We start from the raw sequence: 16,827 nt of genomic DNA, 5'->3' as shown, positions 1-16,827 counted from the left end.
TTGAATTAGTGTAATAAAAAACAAAAAATTAAGTAAAATGTCAAAAGTAAAATTAGGAATAAACGGATTTGGACGTATCGGAAGAATCGTTTTTAGAGAAACTTTCAATAGAGATAATGTAGAAGTAGTAGCAATCAATGATTTGTTAGATGTAGATCACTTGGCTTACTTATTAAAATATGATTCAGTTCACGGACGTTTCAACGGAACTGTAGAAGTAATAGACGGAAAACTTTTTGTAAACGGAAGAAACATCCGTATCACTGCTGAAAGAAATCCTGCTGATTTAAAATGGAACGAAGTAGATGTAGATGTAGTTGCTGAATGTACTGGTATCTTTACAACCATCGAAACTGCAAACGAGCACATCAAAGGTGGTGCTAAAAAAGTAATTATCTCTGCTCCGTCTGCTGATGCACCAATGTTTGTAATGGGAGTAAACCATGAAACAGCAAAAGCTACGGATTTAGTGGTTTCTAATGCTTCTTGTACAACAAACTGTTTAGCTCCTTTAGCTAAAGTAATTCACGATAATTTCGAAATTGTTGAAGGTTTAATGACAACAGTTCACGCAACAACTTCAACTCAAATGACAGCTGATGGTCCTTCAAGAAAAGACTGGAGAGGCGGACGTGCTGCAAGCATTAACATCATTCCTTCTTCAACCGGAGCTGCAAAAGCAGTTGGAAAAGTAATTCCGGCTTTGAATGGAAAATTAACAGGAATGTCTTTCCGTGTTCCTACTGCTGACGTTTCTGTAGTAGATTTAACAGTAAAAGTAGCTAAAGAAACTTCTTATGAAGAAATTATGGCTGTTTTGAAAAATGCTTCCGAAAATACAATGAAAGGTATCTTAGGATATACAGAAGATGCAGTTGTTTCTCAGGATTTTATTTCTGATAAAAGAACTTCAGTAGTGGATGCAGGAGCTGGAATCGGTTTAAATTCAACTTTCTTTAAATTAGTATCCTGGTACGATAATGAGTACGGATATTCAAGTAAATTGATTGATTTGTCTGTGCATATCGCAGGTTTAAAATAATAATATATATTTTTGCAAAATCCCGTTATTGAATAGTAATGGGATTTTCTTATTTTGTTGCTTCTTTAATTAAGGTAAAAACACATTTTTTATTTAGCTAAAGAAAGACTAATCCAAAAACTAAATAAAATGAAATTAATAGTTGATAGTGGATCTACTAAAGCCGATTGGATTGCAATTGATGATAATGGAAAAGTATTATTCACCACACAAACTTTAGGATTAAATCCTGAAATTCTTGACGGTCCGGAGATAGTAGAAAGATTAAACGATCGTTTTGATATTCTGCAAAATAAAAAGAACGCGACGCATTTGTTTTTTTACGGAGCAGGTTGCGGAACGGAGAGAATGAAAATAGAACTTTCCCGAATATTTCAGGAATATTTTGAGAATGCAATTGTAGAAGTTCAGGAGGATACTTATGCGGCGGTATATGCAACTACTCCAAAAGGAGAAGCTGCGATCGTGAGTATTTTAGGTACCGGTTCTAATTGCAGCTTTTTTGATGGTAAAGTATTGCACCAAAAAGTTCAGTCACTTGGGTTTATCGCAATGGACGACTGCAGCGGAAATGTTTTTGGAAAAGAATTAATCAGAAAGTACTATTTCAATAAAATGCCAAAAGAACTGGCCGTTGAATTTGAGAAAGAGTATAATTTAGATCCTGATTTTATCAAGAATAAATTGTACAAAGAACCAAATCCAAACGCGTATTTGGCGACCTTTGCAAAGTTCCTGATCAAGCATAAAGACACTGAGTTTTGTAGAAAAATTATCTTCAAAGGAATGAAATCTTTCGTGAAAAACTACATCAAGCAATTTGACAATTGTAAAGAAGTTCCTGTTCATTTTGTTGGGTCAATTGCTTTTTATTTAAAAGACGAATTGCAAGAAACTTTTGATAAATACGGACTTCAATTGGGTAATGTTTTAAGAAGACCAATTGATGGGTTAATTGCTTACCACGTTGCAAATCAATAAATAAAAATAGAATATGGAAATTGCTATCATAGCTCATGATGGGAAAAAAGCAGACATGGTTCAGTTTTTGAATAAAAACAAGACTTTACTGCTTCAGGAAAACATTAAATTAATCGCAACGGGAACTACGGGGAGTAAGGCTGAAAACGCCGGTTTTAAGGTGAAAAGAATGCTCTCAGGACCAATGGGAGGTGATGCGCAGATTGCTGCGAGAGTGGCAGAAGGAAAGACGAAAATGGTTTTCTTCTTTAAAGATCCACTGGCAAGCCATGCTCACGAAGTAGATATCAATATGTTGATTCGTGTTTGTGATGTTCATAATGTACCTCTGGCAACTAATGAAGCTTCGGCACAGTTACTGCTTAATGCCATTGCGCTGCAATTATAGAGTTTCTAATTTTAGATATAAAAAAAACCGTTACAACTTGTAACGGTTTTTTTGTTTCAGGTTTCAAGTTTCAGGTTATGCTCAAAGTGTCAAACTTGAAACTTGAAACTTGAAACCTGAAACAATTTTTACTGCACAGCAATTATCGAAATTTCAACATTTACATTTTTAGGTAAACAGGCAACCTGAACAGTTTCACGAGCAGGAGCCGTTTTTTCGTCGAAGTAAGAACCGTAAACGGCGTTTATAGCGGCGAAATTATTCATGTCCATGATAAAAATGGTAGCTTTTACTACATTTTCAAAAGACATATCGGCAGCTTCTAAAATGGCTGCAATATTTTCCATTACCTGTTTAGTTTCATCATTGATATTGTCTGTTACAAGTTCGCCGGAAGTCGGATTGATCGCAATCTGACCTGATGCATAAAGTGTGTTTCCTGATAATACAGCCTGATTGTAAGGACCAATTGGAGCCGGTGCCTTTTCGGTAAAGATGATTTTTTTCATAATAAATTATTTTTATTCGATGGTTTATCGATTTGAAGTACTACGCTTGTTCCATTTAATATCACTCAACATTCCGGATTTAATTCCAATAAAGAAGTTCCAGTTGGAGTTTGGACCAATTGGAGTCCAGTTAAAGGCCATTCTCCAGCTTAATAAGTCTCTTTCAAAACGAAATTGTGTAAAAGTAACCCCTTTTTGTACAAAATCGTAACCTGTAGAAACTCCGCCTTTCCATTTAGGAGTAATATCCATATTAGCAGATATCATGATCGAGTTTCCACTAATTTTATTTTCCCTGGCGGCATTCGAGTAGGTTAGGGAATATGCCAAAGTCATATCCCACGGAAGTTTAGAGCGGAAAAATTCAGTTATCACATCTTTATCATCATCTTTTTCGTTGGCAAACTGACTATTTCTGCTATCGTTTAGATCCGTATTTGTTCCGAACAAGTCGTCATTACGACCACCATTTCGCTGGCTTTGTGTGTTCTTTTCCTGTGCATTGCCTCCCTTGTTCGAGAAGGAATAGTTTACAGTAAGGTTGGCACTCGTTAATCGGAATAAACTTCCTCCATTATCAATATTAAAGACATTCATTACGTGCCCTGCATTGTCAATCGCATACGGGTTTAAAACAGCTCCGAAGTTCAGGTTCATTTTGTTGTCCAAAAGCTGCGTTCCACCACTTACAATTACCGGCTGCCAGGCTAAAGTTTGTTTTCCGTCAGCATTGAAATTATAACTGGTGCTGAAGTTTAAGTTGTTTAGTAACATGATCTTTTTCGGCTCTGTTTTTGTGCTGTCACGATCTCTTACCTTGGCTTCAAAAGTATTACTTAAAGCAAATGACACAATATTAGAGTTACTGTTTCCGGGAGCGCCAAAAATACCATTGTCAAATCTGGAGTACGTATTGATTTTTCCGGTTGCGTCTACTGTATAATTGTCGTAATACTGATCAAAACTTGGCGTGTAAGAATACGTCATAGTAGGTCTCATGACGTGACGTATGGATTGAATTTTTTTGTTGTCACCAAAATTAAAAGTACCGTAAATGGTAGTTCCTAAATTGGTACTGAAATTATAAGTTCTGTAAGCATCAAAACCATTAACAGTCGTGGTTACGGCCTGTCCTTTAGTAGCATCGTATTCTCTCTTTTCGGTTTTAGTTACCCAGGTTTCCTGATAATTGGTAGAGGCTCCTGCACTAAAGTATTTAAACAATTTAAAGTTAGTACTGATAGGAATACTGTGTTGCATTCCAATCTTAGCATCTCTAAACATCTGTGGTTTGAAAAACAGGGAATCTGTTGTTGAAATACTGTTTTTCCCGCTTAAATTATATTGTAAATTGATGTTTTTTATGAATCCCTTTTTAACGCCGTCTTTTCCAACAAAAGGATATACACGATCCACACTTGCCTGTAAGGTTGGTAGGGTCATGTCGATTTTTTCCGTTTGAGTATTTTGCGAGTGCGTGGCGGTTAACGAAATACGTGCCTGAGGAATCGTATTGAACGTTTTGCTGTAAGAGATGGAGGAGTTTAAAGTGTTATTTAAATTAGATCCTGCGTTCGCCTGATTGATAGATCGCTTGAAGTACTTACTACTACCCATGTTTACAGAGGCAGAAAAAGTAGAGTTAGGGTTTGATTTTGTATCTTTTGAATGCGACCACTGAATGTTGTAGATTTTTTCTTTAGAATAATCAGGATAACCACGCTCACTGTTAATTAGATTTTCATAACGAATGTTAAGATTTCCTCTGTATTTGTACTTCGCGGCGTATGTCGATTCGAAACGCATGGCATAACTACCATTGGTATAATAGTCACCCAGAACCGTCAGATCATAATTATCACTCAATGCAAAATAATATCCTCCGTTTTGTAAAGAGAAACCTCTTGTGTTTGAGTCGTTGTAACTAGGTAAAATAATACCCGAAACACTTTTTTCCTGACTCATCGGGAAATAGGCGAAAGGCAATGCCAGAGGGGTAGGAACATCTGCAATGACCATATTGGTTAAACCGGTAATTACTTTTTTACCAGGTATAAATTTTACTTTATTGGTTTGAAAGTAGTATTCCGGATTGTCAATGTCTTTTGCGGTTGTAAAACGGGCACCGCGTAAAAAGTAAACCGAGTCGTTTTCTTTTTTGGTAATGGCTGCTTTAATCTTAAACTCACCTTGTTCTGTTCTCGAATTATAGATCAGAGCCTTTTTTGTTTTAAAATTAAATCGGATAGAGTCGGGCTGAACTTCGCTGGCTCCTTGTTTGAAGTTTGGATATTGTATCAAAACACCTGCCGAATCCCGAATACGTCCGGCATAAACCTCTTCCTTCTCCATGTTTAAAACAATGATACCCGATTTTAATTCGACATCTTTGTAATAAAGTTCGGCTTCATTATATAAGGTAAGAGTTTTTGCTTTTTTATCGTATTTAGCGTAATCTTTAGCTTTATATTTGGTAACAGCGTCCAGAAAATTCTTTTTTGCCTTAACCGTATCCAGCTTTATAGTGTCTGAAACAGTAACCTCAGGTTTCTCTGTTGTAGTGCTTTTGGGTTTATCTGTTTGTTTTACAGTAGGTAAAGGCTTTTTTTTGTTTTTTATCTCTTGCGAATATAAATTACCACATCCTAAAGTTAGGAAAAATGATAATAAAACGATATTAAATAAGTTTGTATGCAAAGGTTTAAATGCTATTTTTGTAAAATTATGGCTTGTTTTTTGACATGTCAAACTTACATATAATTTTTTGTCAAAAATAATCAATTGTAAAAATTATAGCTGTAGCGTTTTATTAAAATTAACTTTTAGATTTATGAATGGATTTAACAAAATTAAAGTAATATTTACTTTTTTTCTAACGATATTGTCTTTTTGTGCTTATAGCCAGGCAAATGTTTTTAAAGTAACACTTGATGCTGGACATGGTGATCACGACTTTGGAGCTGTTTACAGCGGACGGATTGAAAAAAATATTGCTTTAGCTATTGTTTTAAAAGTGGGTAAAATCTTAGAGGGAAGTCCGAATGTTAATGTAATATATACTCGTAAAACGGATGTTTTTATCGATTTGGTCGAAAGAGCAAACATTGCAAACAGAGCAAATTCGAATATTTTCGTATCAATTCACTGTAATGCAAATAAAAACACAGCTGCTGACGGAACAGAAACCTATGTAATGGGTTTGAGTAAAGTAGCGTCGAATCTTGAAGCGGCGAAAAAAGAGAACTCTGTAATTACTTTAGAAAAAGATTATAAACGTAAATACGAAGGTTTCGATCCAAATTCACCTGAATCAATGATCGGAATGACTTTAATGCAGGAAGAATATTTAGATAACAGTATTTCTTTGGCCAGTAAAATTGAAGACAATTTTGATAAACTTGGAAAAAAATTGAGACATGGAGGGGTAAAGCAAGCGCCTTTTATGGTACTTCATAAAGCTTATATGCCAAGGGTTTTAGTAGAAACCGGGTTTGTATCTAATCCGACAGAAGGAAATATTCTAAATTCAGAAGAAGGACAAAATGATATTGCAAAAGCGATTGCCGAAGCAATTTTAAGTTATAAAAGCGAATATTTTGGTTCAGGTATTCCTGAAATAGTAGATTCAAAACCGGCAAAAGATACTTCAACTCCGGTTAAAACGAAAGAAGTCGAAACTCCTGCGGCAGTTAAAAACGCTCCAAAAGGTACATTCTTTAGAGTGCAGCTTATTGCCAGTATTAAAAAGACACCATTGGAGCCTAAAAATTTTAAAGGACTTAAAAACGTAACCATGCTGTACGAAAATAATATTTATAAATATTTCTATCAGGAAACTTCAAGTTACGATGCTGCCAAAAAATATTTGGAAGAAGCTAAAGATAAAGGATATGGCGCTGCCTTTTTGGTTGCAACCAAAGATGGAGAAAAGATCAGTATTCAAGACGCCATTAAATAATAGCTTCTAGTTCGAATATTTATATTAATTTTGTACAAACACTAAGAATTTTGAAACTAACAAGAGAAATTAAAACGGCTATTTTAGTCATCGCGTCAATTTTATTATTTATTTGGGGCTATAGTTTTTTAAAAGGCAAAGACCTTTTTACAGATTACCAAACATTATATGCAGAATATGATAATGTGGAAGATTTGTCAGCATCAGCTCCCGTTACCATAAACGGACTTACAATTGGTAAAGTAACTAAAATTACAATCAATGAAGTAACAGGAAAATTATTAGTTGAACTTCAATTAAAAACAGATTTTCCAATTTCTAAAACAAGTCAAGCATCTTTATATTCTCCAAGTTTAATTGGAGGAAAACAGATCAAGATTGTTCCTAATTTTGCAGACAAAGAACTGGCAGTTGATGGTCAGACTTTAGCTTCGGTTGTTGAACCGGGACTGAAAGAATCTTTAGGCGGAAAAATTGAGCCAATTCAGGTGAAATTAGAAAAAATGTTGGTTAACATTGATAATCTGGTTTCAGGATTAAACAACGTTTTAGATAAAAAAGGACAAGAAGACCTGAAGAAAACTTTAGCTGAATTGAGTCAGACTATGGAGCAGTTTCATAAAGCTTCAGGAAGCATCAATACTATTTTAGATACCAACAAAGGACAGATTAACGGAGTGGTAAGCAACTTTAATAAAATGTCCAGTAACTTCAATAAAATCTCTGATTCTTTAAACAAGGCAGATTTAGGAAAAACAGTTCGAAACTTAAATCAGACTTTGGCTAAAGTAGATGGTATTATGAGTAATTTGAACTCAGGAAAAGGTACTGCGGGTAAATTATTGAATGATGATGCGTTGTATAATAATCTGGCAAAAACTTCAAAAGAGCTTGAATTATTGTTACAGGATGTTCGTCTTTACCCAACACGTTATGTAAATGTTTCGCTTTTCGGAAAGAAAAACAAACCTTACGTAGCACCAACAGAAGACGCTAACACAACCACTAAAAAATAATCAGAATGAGTTATTTAGATAATATTTTATTCGCTATACTTCTTATAATAGGTTTTGGCTTTTTTGCATCGAGCGTAAAAAAGATCATCCGAAACATTAATTTGGGAGTAGATGTAAATCGAAAAGATAATTCTAAAGCACGTTGGAAAAACATGGCATTGATTGCTCTAGGGCAGTCAAAAATGGTGAGACGCCCTGTAGCTGGAATACTTCATATTTTTGTATATGTAGGTTTTATAATTATCAACATCGAATTACTCGAGATCATTATTGACGGGCTTTTTGGAACGCATAGAATTTTTGCGCCTTATTTAGGTGTGGTTTATGATGTTTTAATTGCTTCATTTGAGATATTGGCAATACTGGTAATTTTTGCAGTTACTGTTTTTTGGATTAGAAGAAATGTAATCCGATTAAAGCGTTTTGTGAACAAAGACCTGGACGGATTTCCAAAAAGCGATGCGAATTACATCTTGTATTTCGAAACCGTTTTGATGTTATTGTTTTTATTAATGAATGCTTCCGATCTTCATTTGCAAAATGTTCCAGGAGGAGTTTTTCATAAAGCAGGAAGTTTCCCGATCAGTCAGTTTATAGCGCCAATTTTTAACGGAATGTCGAATGATCTGGTAGTGCTGTTATTTGAAGTATTCTGGTGGCTGCACATAGCAGGTATTTTGGTTTTCATGAACTATTTATACTTTTCTAAACACCTGCACATTCTTTTGGCTTTCCCGAATACTTATTTTGCGAACTTGAACCCTGAAGGTCAGTTTGATAATTTAGAGTCAGTAACCAAAGAGGTAAAGTTGATGATGGATCCAAATGCAGATCCGTTTGCAGCAGCCCCTGTTGACGAAAATGCTGCTCCTGCAAAATTTGGAGCAAGCGATGTTCAGGATTTGAACTGGGTACAGCTTTTAAATGCTTATACGTGTACGGAATGTGGTCGTTGTACATCATCATGTCCGGCAAATCAAACGGGTAAAAAATTATCTCCTCGTAAAATTATGATGGACACAAGAGACCGTTTGCAGGAAGTTGGTAAAAACATCGATGCAAATAAAGGAGTTTTTGTTCCGGATAATAAAACCTTATTGAACGATTATATTACACCTGAAGAATTGTGGGCTTGTACCTCGTGTAATGCCTGTGTAGAAGAATGTCCGGTAAATATCAGTCCGTTGTCTATTATTATGGATATGCGTCGTTATTTAGTGATGGAACAAAGTGCTGCTCCAATGTCATTGAATGCCATGATGACCAATATCGAAAACAATGGAGCGCCTTGGCAATATAGCCAGCAGGATCGTTTGAATTGGAAAAACGAAAATTAGAAATAAAAGTTTAAAAGGTTATTGGTTTAACCGTTTAATCGATTTGAATAAAATAGTAAGGTTTTTTAGTAGGTTTGCAGCAAAGAGTGCGATTAACCAAATAAACAATTAACCGATTTAACAACAAAAGAAGATGTCAGAAAGTTTAGTAGTGCCAACAATGGCTGAGATGCTAGCCCAGGGAACACAGCCTGAAGTTTTATTTTGGGTAGGTTGCGCAGGGAGTTTTGATGATAGAGCAAAAAAAATTACAAAAGCATTTGTGCGAATTTTAAATCGTACCAATGTATCGTTTGCAGTTTTAGGTACTGAAGAGAGCTGTACCGGAGATCCTGCAAAACGTGCCGGAAATGAGTTCTTGTTTCAAATGCAGGCCATGATGAATATCGAGGTGCTTAATGCTTATGAAGCAAAGAAAATAGTTACCGCTTGTCCGCATTGTTTTAATACTTTAAAAAACGAATATCCTGAATTAGGAGGTCAGTACGATGTTATTCATCATACAGAATTCTTAAAATCATTAATTGATGACGGAAGACTGACTGTTGAAGGAGGTCAGTTTAAAGGAAAGAAAATTACTTTTCACGATCCTTGTTATTTAGGTAGAGCTAACAAAGTGTATGAAGCGCCAAGAGACTTGATTCAGAAACTGGATGTTGAACTAGTAGAAATGAAGCGCTCAAAAGCAAACGGACTTTGTTGTGGAGCGGGTGGAGCACAAATGTTTAAAGATGCTGAGCCTGGAAATAAAGAAGTGAACGTTTTGCGTACCGAAGATGCTTTGGAAGTACAGCCGGATATTATTGCAGCCGGGTGTCCGTTCTGTAATACCATGTTGACTGATGGTATCAAACATCAGGAAAAAGAAGGACAAGTGAAAGTAATGGATGTTGCGGAGCTAATTGCGAATGCGCAAGATCTTTAATTTGAGGTTCTAAGATGCTAAGGCACTAAGGTTCTAAGTTTTTCAACCTAAAACCTGAAACTTGAAACAAAATAAAACAAAAAGAAAAAATGTATATACCTTTTGAAAATTTACCTGGTGAATCCAGAGTTTGGATTTATCAATCAAACAGAAAGTTTTCTGAGGAAGAATTTTCTGAAATAGAAACCGACCTGAAAACTTTTGTAGAAGGATGGGCGGCACACGGAATAAGTCTGGAGGCTTCGTATCAACTAAAATACAACCGATTCATTATTTTGGCTGTAAATCAGGAAGTACAGGCGGCAACAGGCTGTTCGATCGATAGTTCGGTGGAGTTTATCCAAAGTTTAGAAAAAAAGTACAACGTTGATTTGTTAGACAAAATGAATGTGACTTTTAAACTGGGGGAACATATTGCACACAAGCCTTTAATCGATTTCAAGAAAATGGTTAAAGATAAATCAGTTTCCGAGAACACTATTGTTTTTAATAATCTGGTAAACAATATTGAAGAATTCAACGAATCATGGGAAGTTCCTGCTGCCGATAGCTGGCACAGCAGATTTTTCTAAGAGAAATTTATAATATTCGAAAGGTGCAAAATCTAAATTTTGTGCCTTTTTTGTTTTTATAAACCGGACAGGTTTTTGAAACCTGTCCGGTTTGAATAAATAGACTTTTTGTTGTTGTAACCTCTGAGGTTTCAAAAACCTGTAGGGTTTAGAATCGAAAAATCTGAATCTATATATTCACAAAAATCTAACAGTTTAAAAGAGCAACTAAAAGCTATTTTTAAGTACTTTCGTAGTTACTAAACTTAATACATGAAAATAGCAATAGTTTGTTATCCGACATTTGGTGGTAGTGGTGTAGTTGCTACGGAATTAGGCCTTGAATTAGCCAGACGCGGACACGAAATCCACTTTATTACCTATAGTCAGCCAGTTCGGTTGGCACTTTTAAACCCTAATGTTCATTATCACGAAGTAAACGTTCCTGAATATCCTCTTTTTCATTATCAGCCTTATGAATTGGCATTGTCCAGTAAATTGGTTGATATGGTGAAATTGTATAAAATAGAAGTACTTCACGTGCATTATGCCATTCCTCACGCGTATGCTGGTTATATGGCGAAGCAAATGCTGAAAAATGAAGGAATTAATCTTCCAATGATTACCACACTTCACGGAACAGATATTACACTAGTGGGGAATCACCCCTTTTATAAACCTGCGGTGACCTTTAGCATCAATAAATCAGATTATGTGACTTCCGTTTCTCAGAGTTTGAAAGATGATACTTTAAAGCTGTTTAAAATCAAGAATAAAATTAAGGTTATCCCTAATTTTATCGAATTGGATAAAGTTAGAAAAGATCCTCAGGCACCTTGCCATCGTTATGTTATGGCGAAGGAGGACGAGCGCATTATCACGCACATTAGTAACTTTAGAAAAGTGAAGAGAATTCCGGATATCATTAAGATTTTCTATAATATTCAGAAAGAAATTCCGTCTAAACTGATGATGGTAGGCGATGGTCCGGAAAAAGAAAAAGCAGAAGTTTTATGTATGGAACTTGGTATCTATGACAAAGTTATTTTCTTTGGAAATAGTAACGAGATTGATAAAATTTTATGTTTTACCGATTTATTCCTGCTTCCATCAGAAACAGAGAGTTTTGGTTTGGCAGCTTTAGAAGCAATGTCAAGCGGAGTCCCGGTAATTTCAAGTAATTCGGGTGGTTTGCCGGAAGTTAATTTTGATGGCTTTTCAGGATATTTGAGCAATGTTGGTAACGTTGAAGAAATGGCTGCCAATGCAATCAAAATACTAAAAGACGATGACGTTTTGAATCAGTTTAAAGCAAATGCATTAGAAGTTGCCCGTAAGTTTGATATCAAAACAATATTGCCTAAGTATGAGGCGTTGTATCAAAAAGCGATTGATGATTATAAGCATGAGAAACACGAAAAACAATAATCTTAAAAGTTAACGTAAATGAAAAAAGTAATTTCGGTACTGGTGATTCTGGTTTTAGTTTCTTGCGGGGTTAAGAAAAGCTCTGACGGGACTTCTAAAATTTTGTATGAAGTTCTCACAGAACAATCTGACGGAGGAGGAAATATCAAATTTTTTGAAATTCTGACGGAACCGAACGAAATCAAAATGCTGGAAAATGATCCCCATTTGAAAGCAAAAATGAAACAGGACGATATCAGTAATTCAAATTATGTAATCCTGAATATGGGAGAAAAAAATACGGGTGGCTATTCTATTGGTGTTGAAAAAGTAGAAGAAACGGATAAAAATATTATCATCACCGTTAAAGAAAATAATCCCGCTGCAGATGCTATGGTAACGCAGGCTATTACTTATCCGTACACTGTAATCAAAGTACACTCTAAAAAAGAGATTATTGTGAAGTAAGTTATGAGTTGTGGGATGTCAGGCTGAGCGAAGTCGAAGCCCCTATGCACAAAGCTTCGACTTCGCTCAGCCTGAGACTCATTTTCAATGTAAACATAAAAAAACCTGTCGCATTAAAAACGACAGGTTTCTTTTTATAATTATTTTTGTCTTTAATTAGAATCTGAATTTTACTCCCAAACCAACATCAAATCCAAAATTGTCATCGTCATAATATCCGGAACCAACTTCAGGTCTCGCGTCTAATGATAAAGTAATTGGTGCTTCTTTAAATCTGTATTCTATACCAATATCTCCCGCAGCAAAAACATACGTTCCGTTATCTTTGTATCTGTTGTTGTTGGTATAATAGTCGTGATTCCAAGTTGCAAGACCACCTCCAACTCCGGCATACCAGTTGAAACCACCATCAATATTCCAAACCCATTGATAAAGCGCTACACCTTTAATGGCATCAACGTTACTGCTGTTTCTCCATCCTAAATCAAATTCCAGTCTGTTTTTTTGGTTTAATCCTAACTGATAAGATACTTCTCCGCCAAAACCGTTATTATCTCCTAAACGGATACCCAGGGCATGTTTCGAAATTTCTTGTGATTGTGCCGTAAACGCTAAACCTAATAGCATTAGGGCAGATAAAATGATTTTTTTCATAAAAATGGTTATTAATTTTTGCCAAATTTAATCCTCACTATAATTTTGAAACGTATAGGATTATTAAAAATTGTTATATAATTCACATTTTTAGAAAGCAAGAAAGCAGGTTTAAAGTAGTTTTATTTGCGATAGGCAGTGTGTTTAGAAGTTTATTTGTTTAGAATAATAGTAGAAATTAACTGAGAGCTCAGCGTGTCCTCCATTTCAAAGAGATTTTCTTCTTCGGTAAAATTACTTTCGGCATAAGAGTATAATTTCCATCGCTTTTTATGGTATTCCAATGCGGTAAGATTTTCCACCCAATCTCCCGAATTAAGGTATAAAGTCGAGCCGTGTTTGTTTTCTTTGGTAACGATTTTCGGTTCGTGTATGTGTCCGCAGATGACGTAATCGTATTTTTTTTCAATAGCCAGATCAGTAGCAGTAGTTTCAAAATCAGAGATAAATTTAACGGCTTTTTTCACGCTGGCTTTTATCTTTTTAGAGAAGGAGTAAGGTTCTCGTCCTAGTTTTGCAAGGCACCAGTTGGCAAATCGATTGCTTAGAATTAAGTAATCGTATCCTAATCCGCCCAGTTTTGCAATCCATTTGGAGTGTTGAACAGAAGCATCAAAGACATCTCCGTGAAAAATCCATGCTTTTTTATCGTCCAGTTCCAAAACTAATTTATCGACCAGTGCAAAATTCCCCATGTTCATATCGCTGAATTTCCGAAGAATTTCATCATGGTTTCCGGTGATGTAATATACTTTTGTGCCTTTAGATGCCATGCCGATAATACGCTGAATGACTCTTAAATGTGCTTTTGGAAAGTATGATTTTCTAAATTGCCAGGCATCAATAATGTCACCGTTAAGGACTAATGTTTTAGGCTTTATGCTTGATAAGTAGTTGTTTAGTTCTTTGGCGTGACTTCCGTAAGTTCCTAAATGGACATCAGATATAATGACCAATTCAACATTTCGTTTTTTCAATTTTTCTTTTTTTGAAGTTTAACAAATGAAAGAAACTCTTGTGAGAGAAATTTTATGAAATGGTTATCAATTTGGCTGCAATTTTAATAAATTGTGATTTTTAATCACCTTAACCTTTGCTTAATAATACCAATTTTAAATTTTTTAATTTAATTCATAAAACTTACATTTGCTCAAAACTAATTACAATGGCAGGAAATAGCTACGGCAATTTATATAAAGTTACAACATTTGGAGAATCTCATGGTGAAGCTTTAGGCGGAATTATAGATGGTTGTCCATCAGGAATTGAACTTGATTTAGATGCAATTGAAGTTGAAATGTCCAGAAGAAAGCCCGGACAGTCGGCAATTGTAACACAACGTAAAGAACCGGATGCAGTTCAGTTTTTATCTGGTATTTTTGAAGGTAAAACGACTGGAACGCCTATTGGATTTATTATTCCGAATACCAATCAAAAATCAGACGATTACTCCCATATAAAAGACAATTACAGACCTAGTCATGCTGATTACGTATACGATCAGAAGTATGGTTTTCGAGACTATCGCGGTGGTGGAAGAAGCTCTGCCAGAGAAACGGCAAGCAGAGTAGTTGCGGGGGCGATAGCAAAACAAATGCTTCCTGAAATAAAAATTAATGCCTACGTTTCGTCGGTTGGTCCAATTCATTTAGATACACCTTATCAGGATTTGGATTTTTCTAAAATAGAGAGCAATCCTGTTCGTTGTCCGGATGAAAAATCGGCAGCGATTATGGAAGAGTATATTCGTGATATCCGCAAACAAGGAGATACCGTTGGAGGAGTAGTTTCCTGTGTCATTCAAAATGTTCCGGTTGGATTAGGAGAACCGGTTTTTGATAAGCTGCATGCTGAATTAGGAAAAGCCATGCTTTCGATCAATGCCGTAAAAGGTTTTGAATACGGAAGCGGATTTTCAGGTTCTGAAATGAAAGGAAGCGAACATAATGATTTATACAATCCTGACGGAACTACAAAAACAAATCTTTCGGGAGGAATACAGGGTGGAATAAGCAACGGAATGGATATTTATTTCAGAGTAGCCTTCAAACCTGTTGCGACTATCATGCAGACTCAGGATTCATTAGACAATAAAGGAAATATTACACCAATGACCGGTAAAGGCCGTCATGATCCGTGTGTAGTGCCTCGCGCAGTGCCAATTGTTGAAGCAATGGCTGCGATTGTTTTGGCTGATTTTTATTTGATCAACAAAACGTATTTATAAAAGTTAAGACAGTGAGGGTTTTAACATTTTAATTTAAAACAAACAAATTAATGCAAGAAGTTACAGAAACTAAAAAGAAATCTTTTCTTAAAGGATTAACAGGGCAGATTATTATTGCAATGGTTCTTGGAGCCACTTTGGGAATAATTTTGCACAATTCGATTTCGCCTGAGGCAGCACAATCTTTCAGTAATAAAATAAAAATGCTTGCAACGATCTTTATCAGATTGGTGCAGATGATTATTTCTCCGTTAGTATTTACCACTTTAGTTGTAGGTATTGCAAAACTTGGAGATATTAAAACTGTGGGAAGAATTGGAGGAAAAGCCCTTGGGTGGTTTTTTACTGCTTCTTTTATCTCTTTATTGATTGGATTGTTTTATGTGAACATTCTGGAGCCGGGAGTAGGTTTAAAACTGGATCACGTTGATATGGCTGCAGCTTCGGAAGTAACTGCTAAAACAAAAACATTATCTGTTGAAAATTTTGTAGAACACATTGTACCTAAAAGTATTTTTGAAGCAATGGCAACCAATGAAATTTTACAGATTGTTGTATTTTCAATCTTCTTCGGCTTAGCTGGTGCCTCTTTGGGAAGTACAGTAAAACCAGTAATCAATGCTTTAGATAAGACTTCGCATATCGTTTTAAAAATGGTGAACTATGTTATGAACTTCGCTCCAATTGGAGTTTTCGGAGCCATTGCGGGAGTATTCGCTATTAGAGATGCCGAAGAGTTGGTAATTACCTATTTTAAATTCTTCGGATCGTTTTTAGTTGGAATTGGTACTTTATGGGTGGTTTTAGTTGCGGTAGGTTATCTTTTTCTGAAAGGAAGAATGACAGAGCTTTTAAGACGTATTACAGGGCCTTTGGCGATCGCTTTCGGTACAACGAGTAGTGAAGCTGTTTTTCCAAAATTAACGGAGGAATTGGAAGATTTTGGTGTAAAAGACAAAATTGTAGCCTTTATGCTGCCGCTTGGATATTCGTTTAACCTCGACGGAAGTATGATGTACATGACTTTTGCCAGTATTTTTATTGCTCAGTTTTATGGAGTACATCTGGATTTAGGGACTCAAATGGTGATGCTTTTAGTTTTAATGTTGACAAGTAAAGGTATTGCAGGTGTACCAAGAGCCAGTTTGGTTGTAGTTGCTGCAACTTGCGGTATGTTTGATATACCGGTTGAAGGAATTGCATTAATCTTACCAATCGATCACTTTTGTGATATGTTCAGAAGTGCTACAAACGTTTTAGGAAATGCTTTGGCAACATCAGTTGTGGGGCAATGGGAGGATGATAAAGATTCTGAAATTGCTTCCGAAAACTTATAATTATTTTTATTCAGGTAGGAAAAGACT

At 35.6% G+C, this 16,827-nt stretch carries 16 protein-coding genes; 12 read left to right on the top strand and 4 right to left on the bottom strand.

Features of this window, described 5'->3' with window-relative positions; genetic code table 11:
* Window positions 1-37 precede the first annotated feature (37 nt).
* The 3 genes from gap (at window position 38) to BHE19_RS22085 (ending at window position 2,411) form a co-directional block, all read left to right on the top strand.
* Window positions 38-1,042 (top strand): type I glyceraldehyde-3-phosphate dehydrogenase, encoded by a 1,005-nt coding sequence (gene gap, locus BHE19_RS22095; RefSeq protein WP_070908890.1) that lies wholly within the window; start codon window positions 38-40, stop codon window positions 1,040-1,042.
* 129 nt (window positions 1,043-1,171) lie between these two features.
* Window positions 1,172-2,023 (top strand): N-acetylglucosamine kinase, encoded by an 852-nt coding sequence (locus BHE19_RS22090; RefSeq protein ID WP_070908889.1) that lies wholly within the window; start codon window positions 1,172-1,174, stop codon window positions 2,021-2,023.
* Window positions 2,024-2,036: 13 nt separating this feature from the next.
* Window positions 2,037-2,411, top strand: coding sequence for a methylglyoxal synthase (locus tag BHE19_RS22085; RefSeq protein ID WP_070908888.1), 375 nt, complete (start codon window positions 2,037-2,039; stop codon window positions 2,409-2,411).
* A gap of 128 nt (window positions 2,412-2,539) precedes the next feature.
* On the opposite strand, the gene BHE19_RS22080 is transcribed toward BHE19_RS22085, so the two are convergent.
* Together BHE19_RS22080 and BHE19_RS22075 are read right to left on the bottom strand one after the other, a co-directional pair.
* Window positions 2,540-2,920 (bottom strand): RidA family protein, encoded by a 381-nt coding sequence (locus BHE19_RS22080; protein WP_070908887.1) that lies wholly within the window; start codon window positions 2,918-2,920, stop codon window positions 2,540-2,542.
* Window positions 2,921-2,944: 24 nt separating this feature from the next.
* Window positions 2,945-5,668 carry a putative LPS assembly protein LptD gene (locus BHE19_RS22075; protein WP_026110113.1) on the bottom strand — a complete coding sequence of 908 codons (2,724 nt, stop codon included), beginning with the start codon at window positions 5,666-5,668 and terminating at the stop codon, window positions 2,945-2,947.
* Between the two features lie 82 nt (window positions 5,669-5,750).
* Here BHE19_RS22075 and BHE19_RS22070 point away from each other — a divergent pair, with 82 nt between their 5' ends.
* The 7 genes from BHE19_RS22070 (at window position 5,751) to BHE19_RS22040 (ending at window position 12,582) form a co-directional block, all read left to right on the top strand.
* On the top strand, window positions 5,751-6,878 hold the full coding sequence (locus tag BHE19_RS22070) for an N-acetylmuramoyl-L-alanine amidase family protein (protein ID WP_070908886.1): 1,128 nt from the start codon (window positions 5,751-5,753) through the stop codon (window positions 6,876-6,878).
* A 50-nt stretch (window positions 6,879-6,928) separates the two neighbouring features.
* Window positions 6,929-7,894 (top strand): MlaD family protein, encoded by a 966-nt coding sequence (locus tag BHE19_RS22065; protein ID WP_017497655.1) that lies wholly within the window; start codon window positions 6,929-6,931, stop codon window positions 7,892-7,894.
* Between the two features lie 5 nt (window positions 7,895-7,899).
* Window positions 7,900-9,231 carry a (Fe-S)-binding protein gene (locus tag BHE19_RS22060; protein WP_026110112.1) on the top strand — a complete coding sequence of 444 codons (1,332 nt, stop codon included), beginning with the start codon at window positions 7,900-7,902 and terminating at the stop codon, window positions 9,229-9,231.
* Between the two features lie 133 nt (window positions 9,232-9,364).
* Entirely contained in the window at window positions 9,365-10,156 is a 792-nt protein-coding gene (locus BHE19_RS22055) for a (Fe-S)-binding protein (protein ID WP_017497653.1), read from the top strand.
* A gap of 89 nt (window positions 10,157-10,245) precedes the next feature.
* Entirely contained in the window at window positions 10,246-10,728 is a 483-nt protein-coding gene (locus BHE19_RS22050) for an ABC transporter ATPase (protein ID WP_070908885.1), read from the top strand.
* 252 nt (window positions 10,729-10,980) lie between these two features.
* Window positions 10,981-12,135, top strand: coding sequence for an N-acetyl-alpha-D-glucosaminyl L-malate synthase BshA (gene bshA / locus BHE19_RS22045; protein ID WP_017497651.1), 1,155 nt, complete (start codon window positions 10,981-10,983; stop codon window positions 12,133-12,135).
* A gap of 18 nt (window positions 12,136-12,153) precedes the next feature.
* Entirely contained in the window at window positions 12,154-12,582 is a 429-nt protein-coding gene (locus BHE19_RS22040) for a protease complex subunit PrcB family protein (protein WP_070908884.1), read from the top strand.
* A gap of 156 nt (window positions 12,583-12,738) precedes the next feature.
* Here BHE19_RS22040 and BHE19_RS22035 read toward each other — a convergent pair whose 3' ends face one another.
* Both BHE19_RS22035 and BHE19_RS22030 read right to left on the bottom strand, forming a co-directional pair.
* Complete coding sequence (locus tag BHE19_RS22035) at window positions 12,739-13,236, bottom strand: hypothetical protein (protein ID WP_070908883.1); 498 nt, start codon at window positions 13,234-13,236, stop codon at window positions 12,739-12,741.
* Window positions 13,237-13,388: 152 nt separating this feature from the next.
* Entirely contained in the window at window positions 13,389-14,213 is an 825-nt protein-coding gene (locus tag BHE19_RS22030) for a UDP-2,3-diacylglucosamine diphosphatase (protein ID WP_017497648.1), read from the bottom strand.
* A gap of 188 nt (window positions 14,214-14,401) precedes the next feature.
* Here BHE19_RS22030 and aroC point away from each other — a divergent pair, with 188 nt between their 5' ends.
* Together aroC and BHE19_RS22020 are read left to right on the top strand one after the other, a co-directional pair.
* Entirely contained in the window at window positions 14,402-15,463 is a 1,062-nt protein-coding gene (gene aroC, locus BHE19_RS22025; protein WP_017497647.1) for a chorismate synthase, read from the top strand.
* A 50-nt stretch (window positions 15,464-15,513) separates the two neighbouring features.
* Window positions 15,514-16,800 carry a dicarboxylate/amino acid:cation symporter gene (locus BHE19_RS22020; RefSeq protein WP_017497646.1) on the top strand — a complete coding sequence of 429 codons (1,287 nt, stop codon included), beginning with the start codon at window positions 15,514-15,516 and terminating at the stop codon, window positions 16,798-16,800.
* The last annotated feature ends 27 nt before the right edge of the window (window positions 16,801-16,827 follow it).

Source organism: Flavobacterium tructae (assembly GCF_001853485.1).
In the GTDB taxonomy this organism is placed as follows: Bacteria; Bacteroidota; Bacteroidia; order Flavobacteriales; family Flavobacteriaceae; genus Flavobacterium; species Flavobacterium tructae.
The sequence above is the reverse complement of the archived record's forward strand: the minus strand, read 5'-3'. Positions and strand labels throughout refer to the sequence as shown.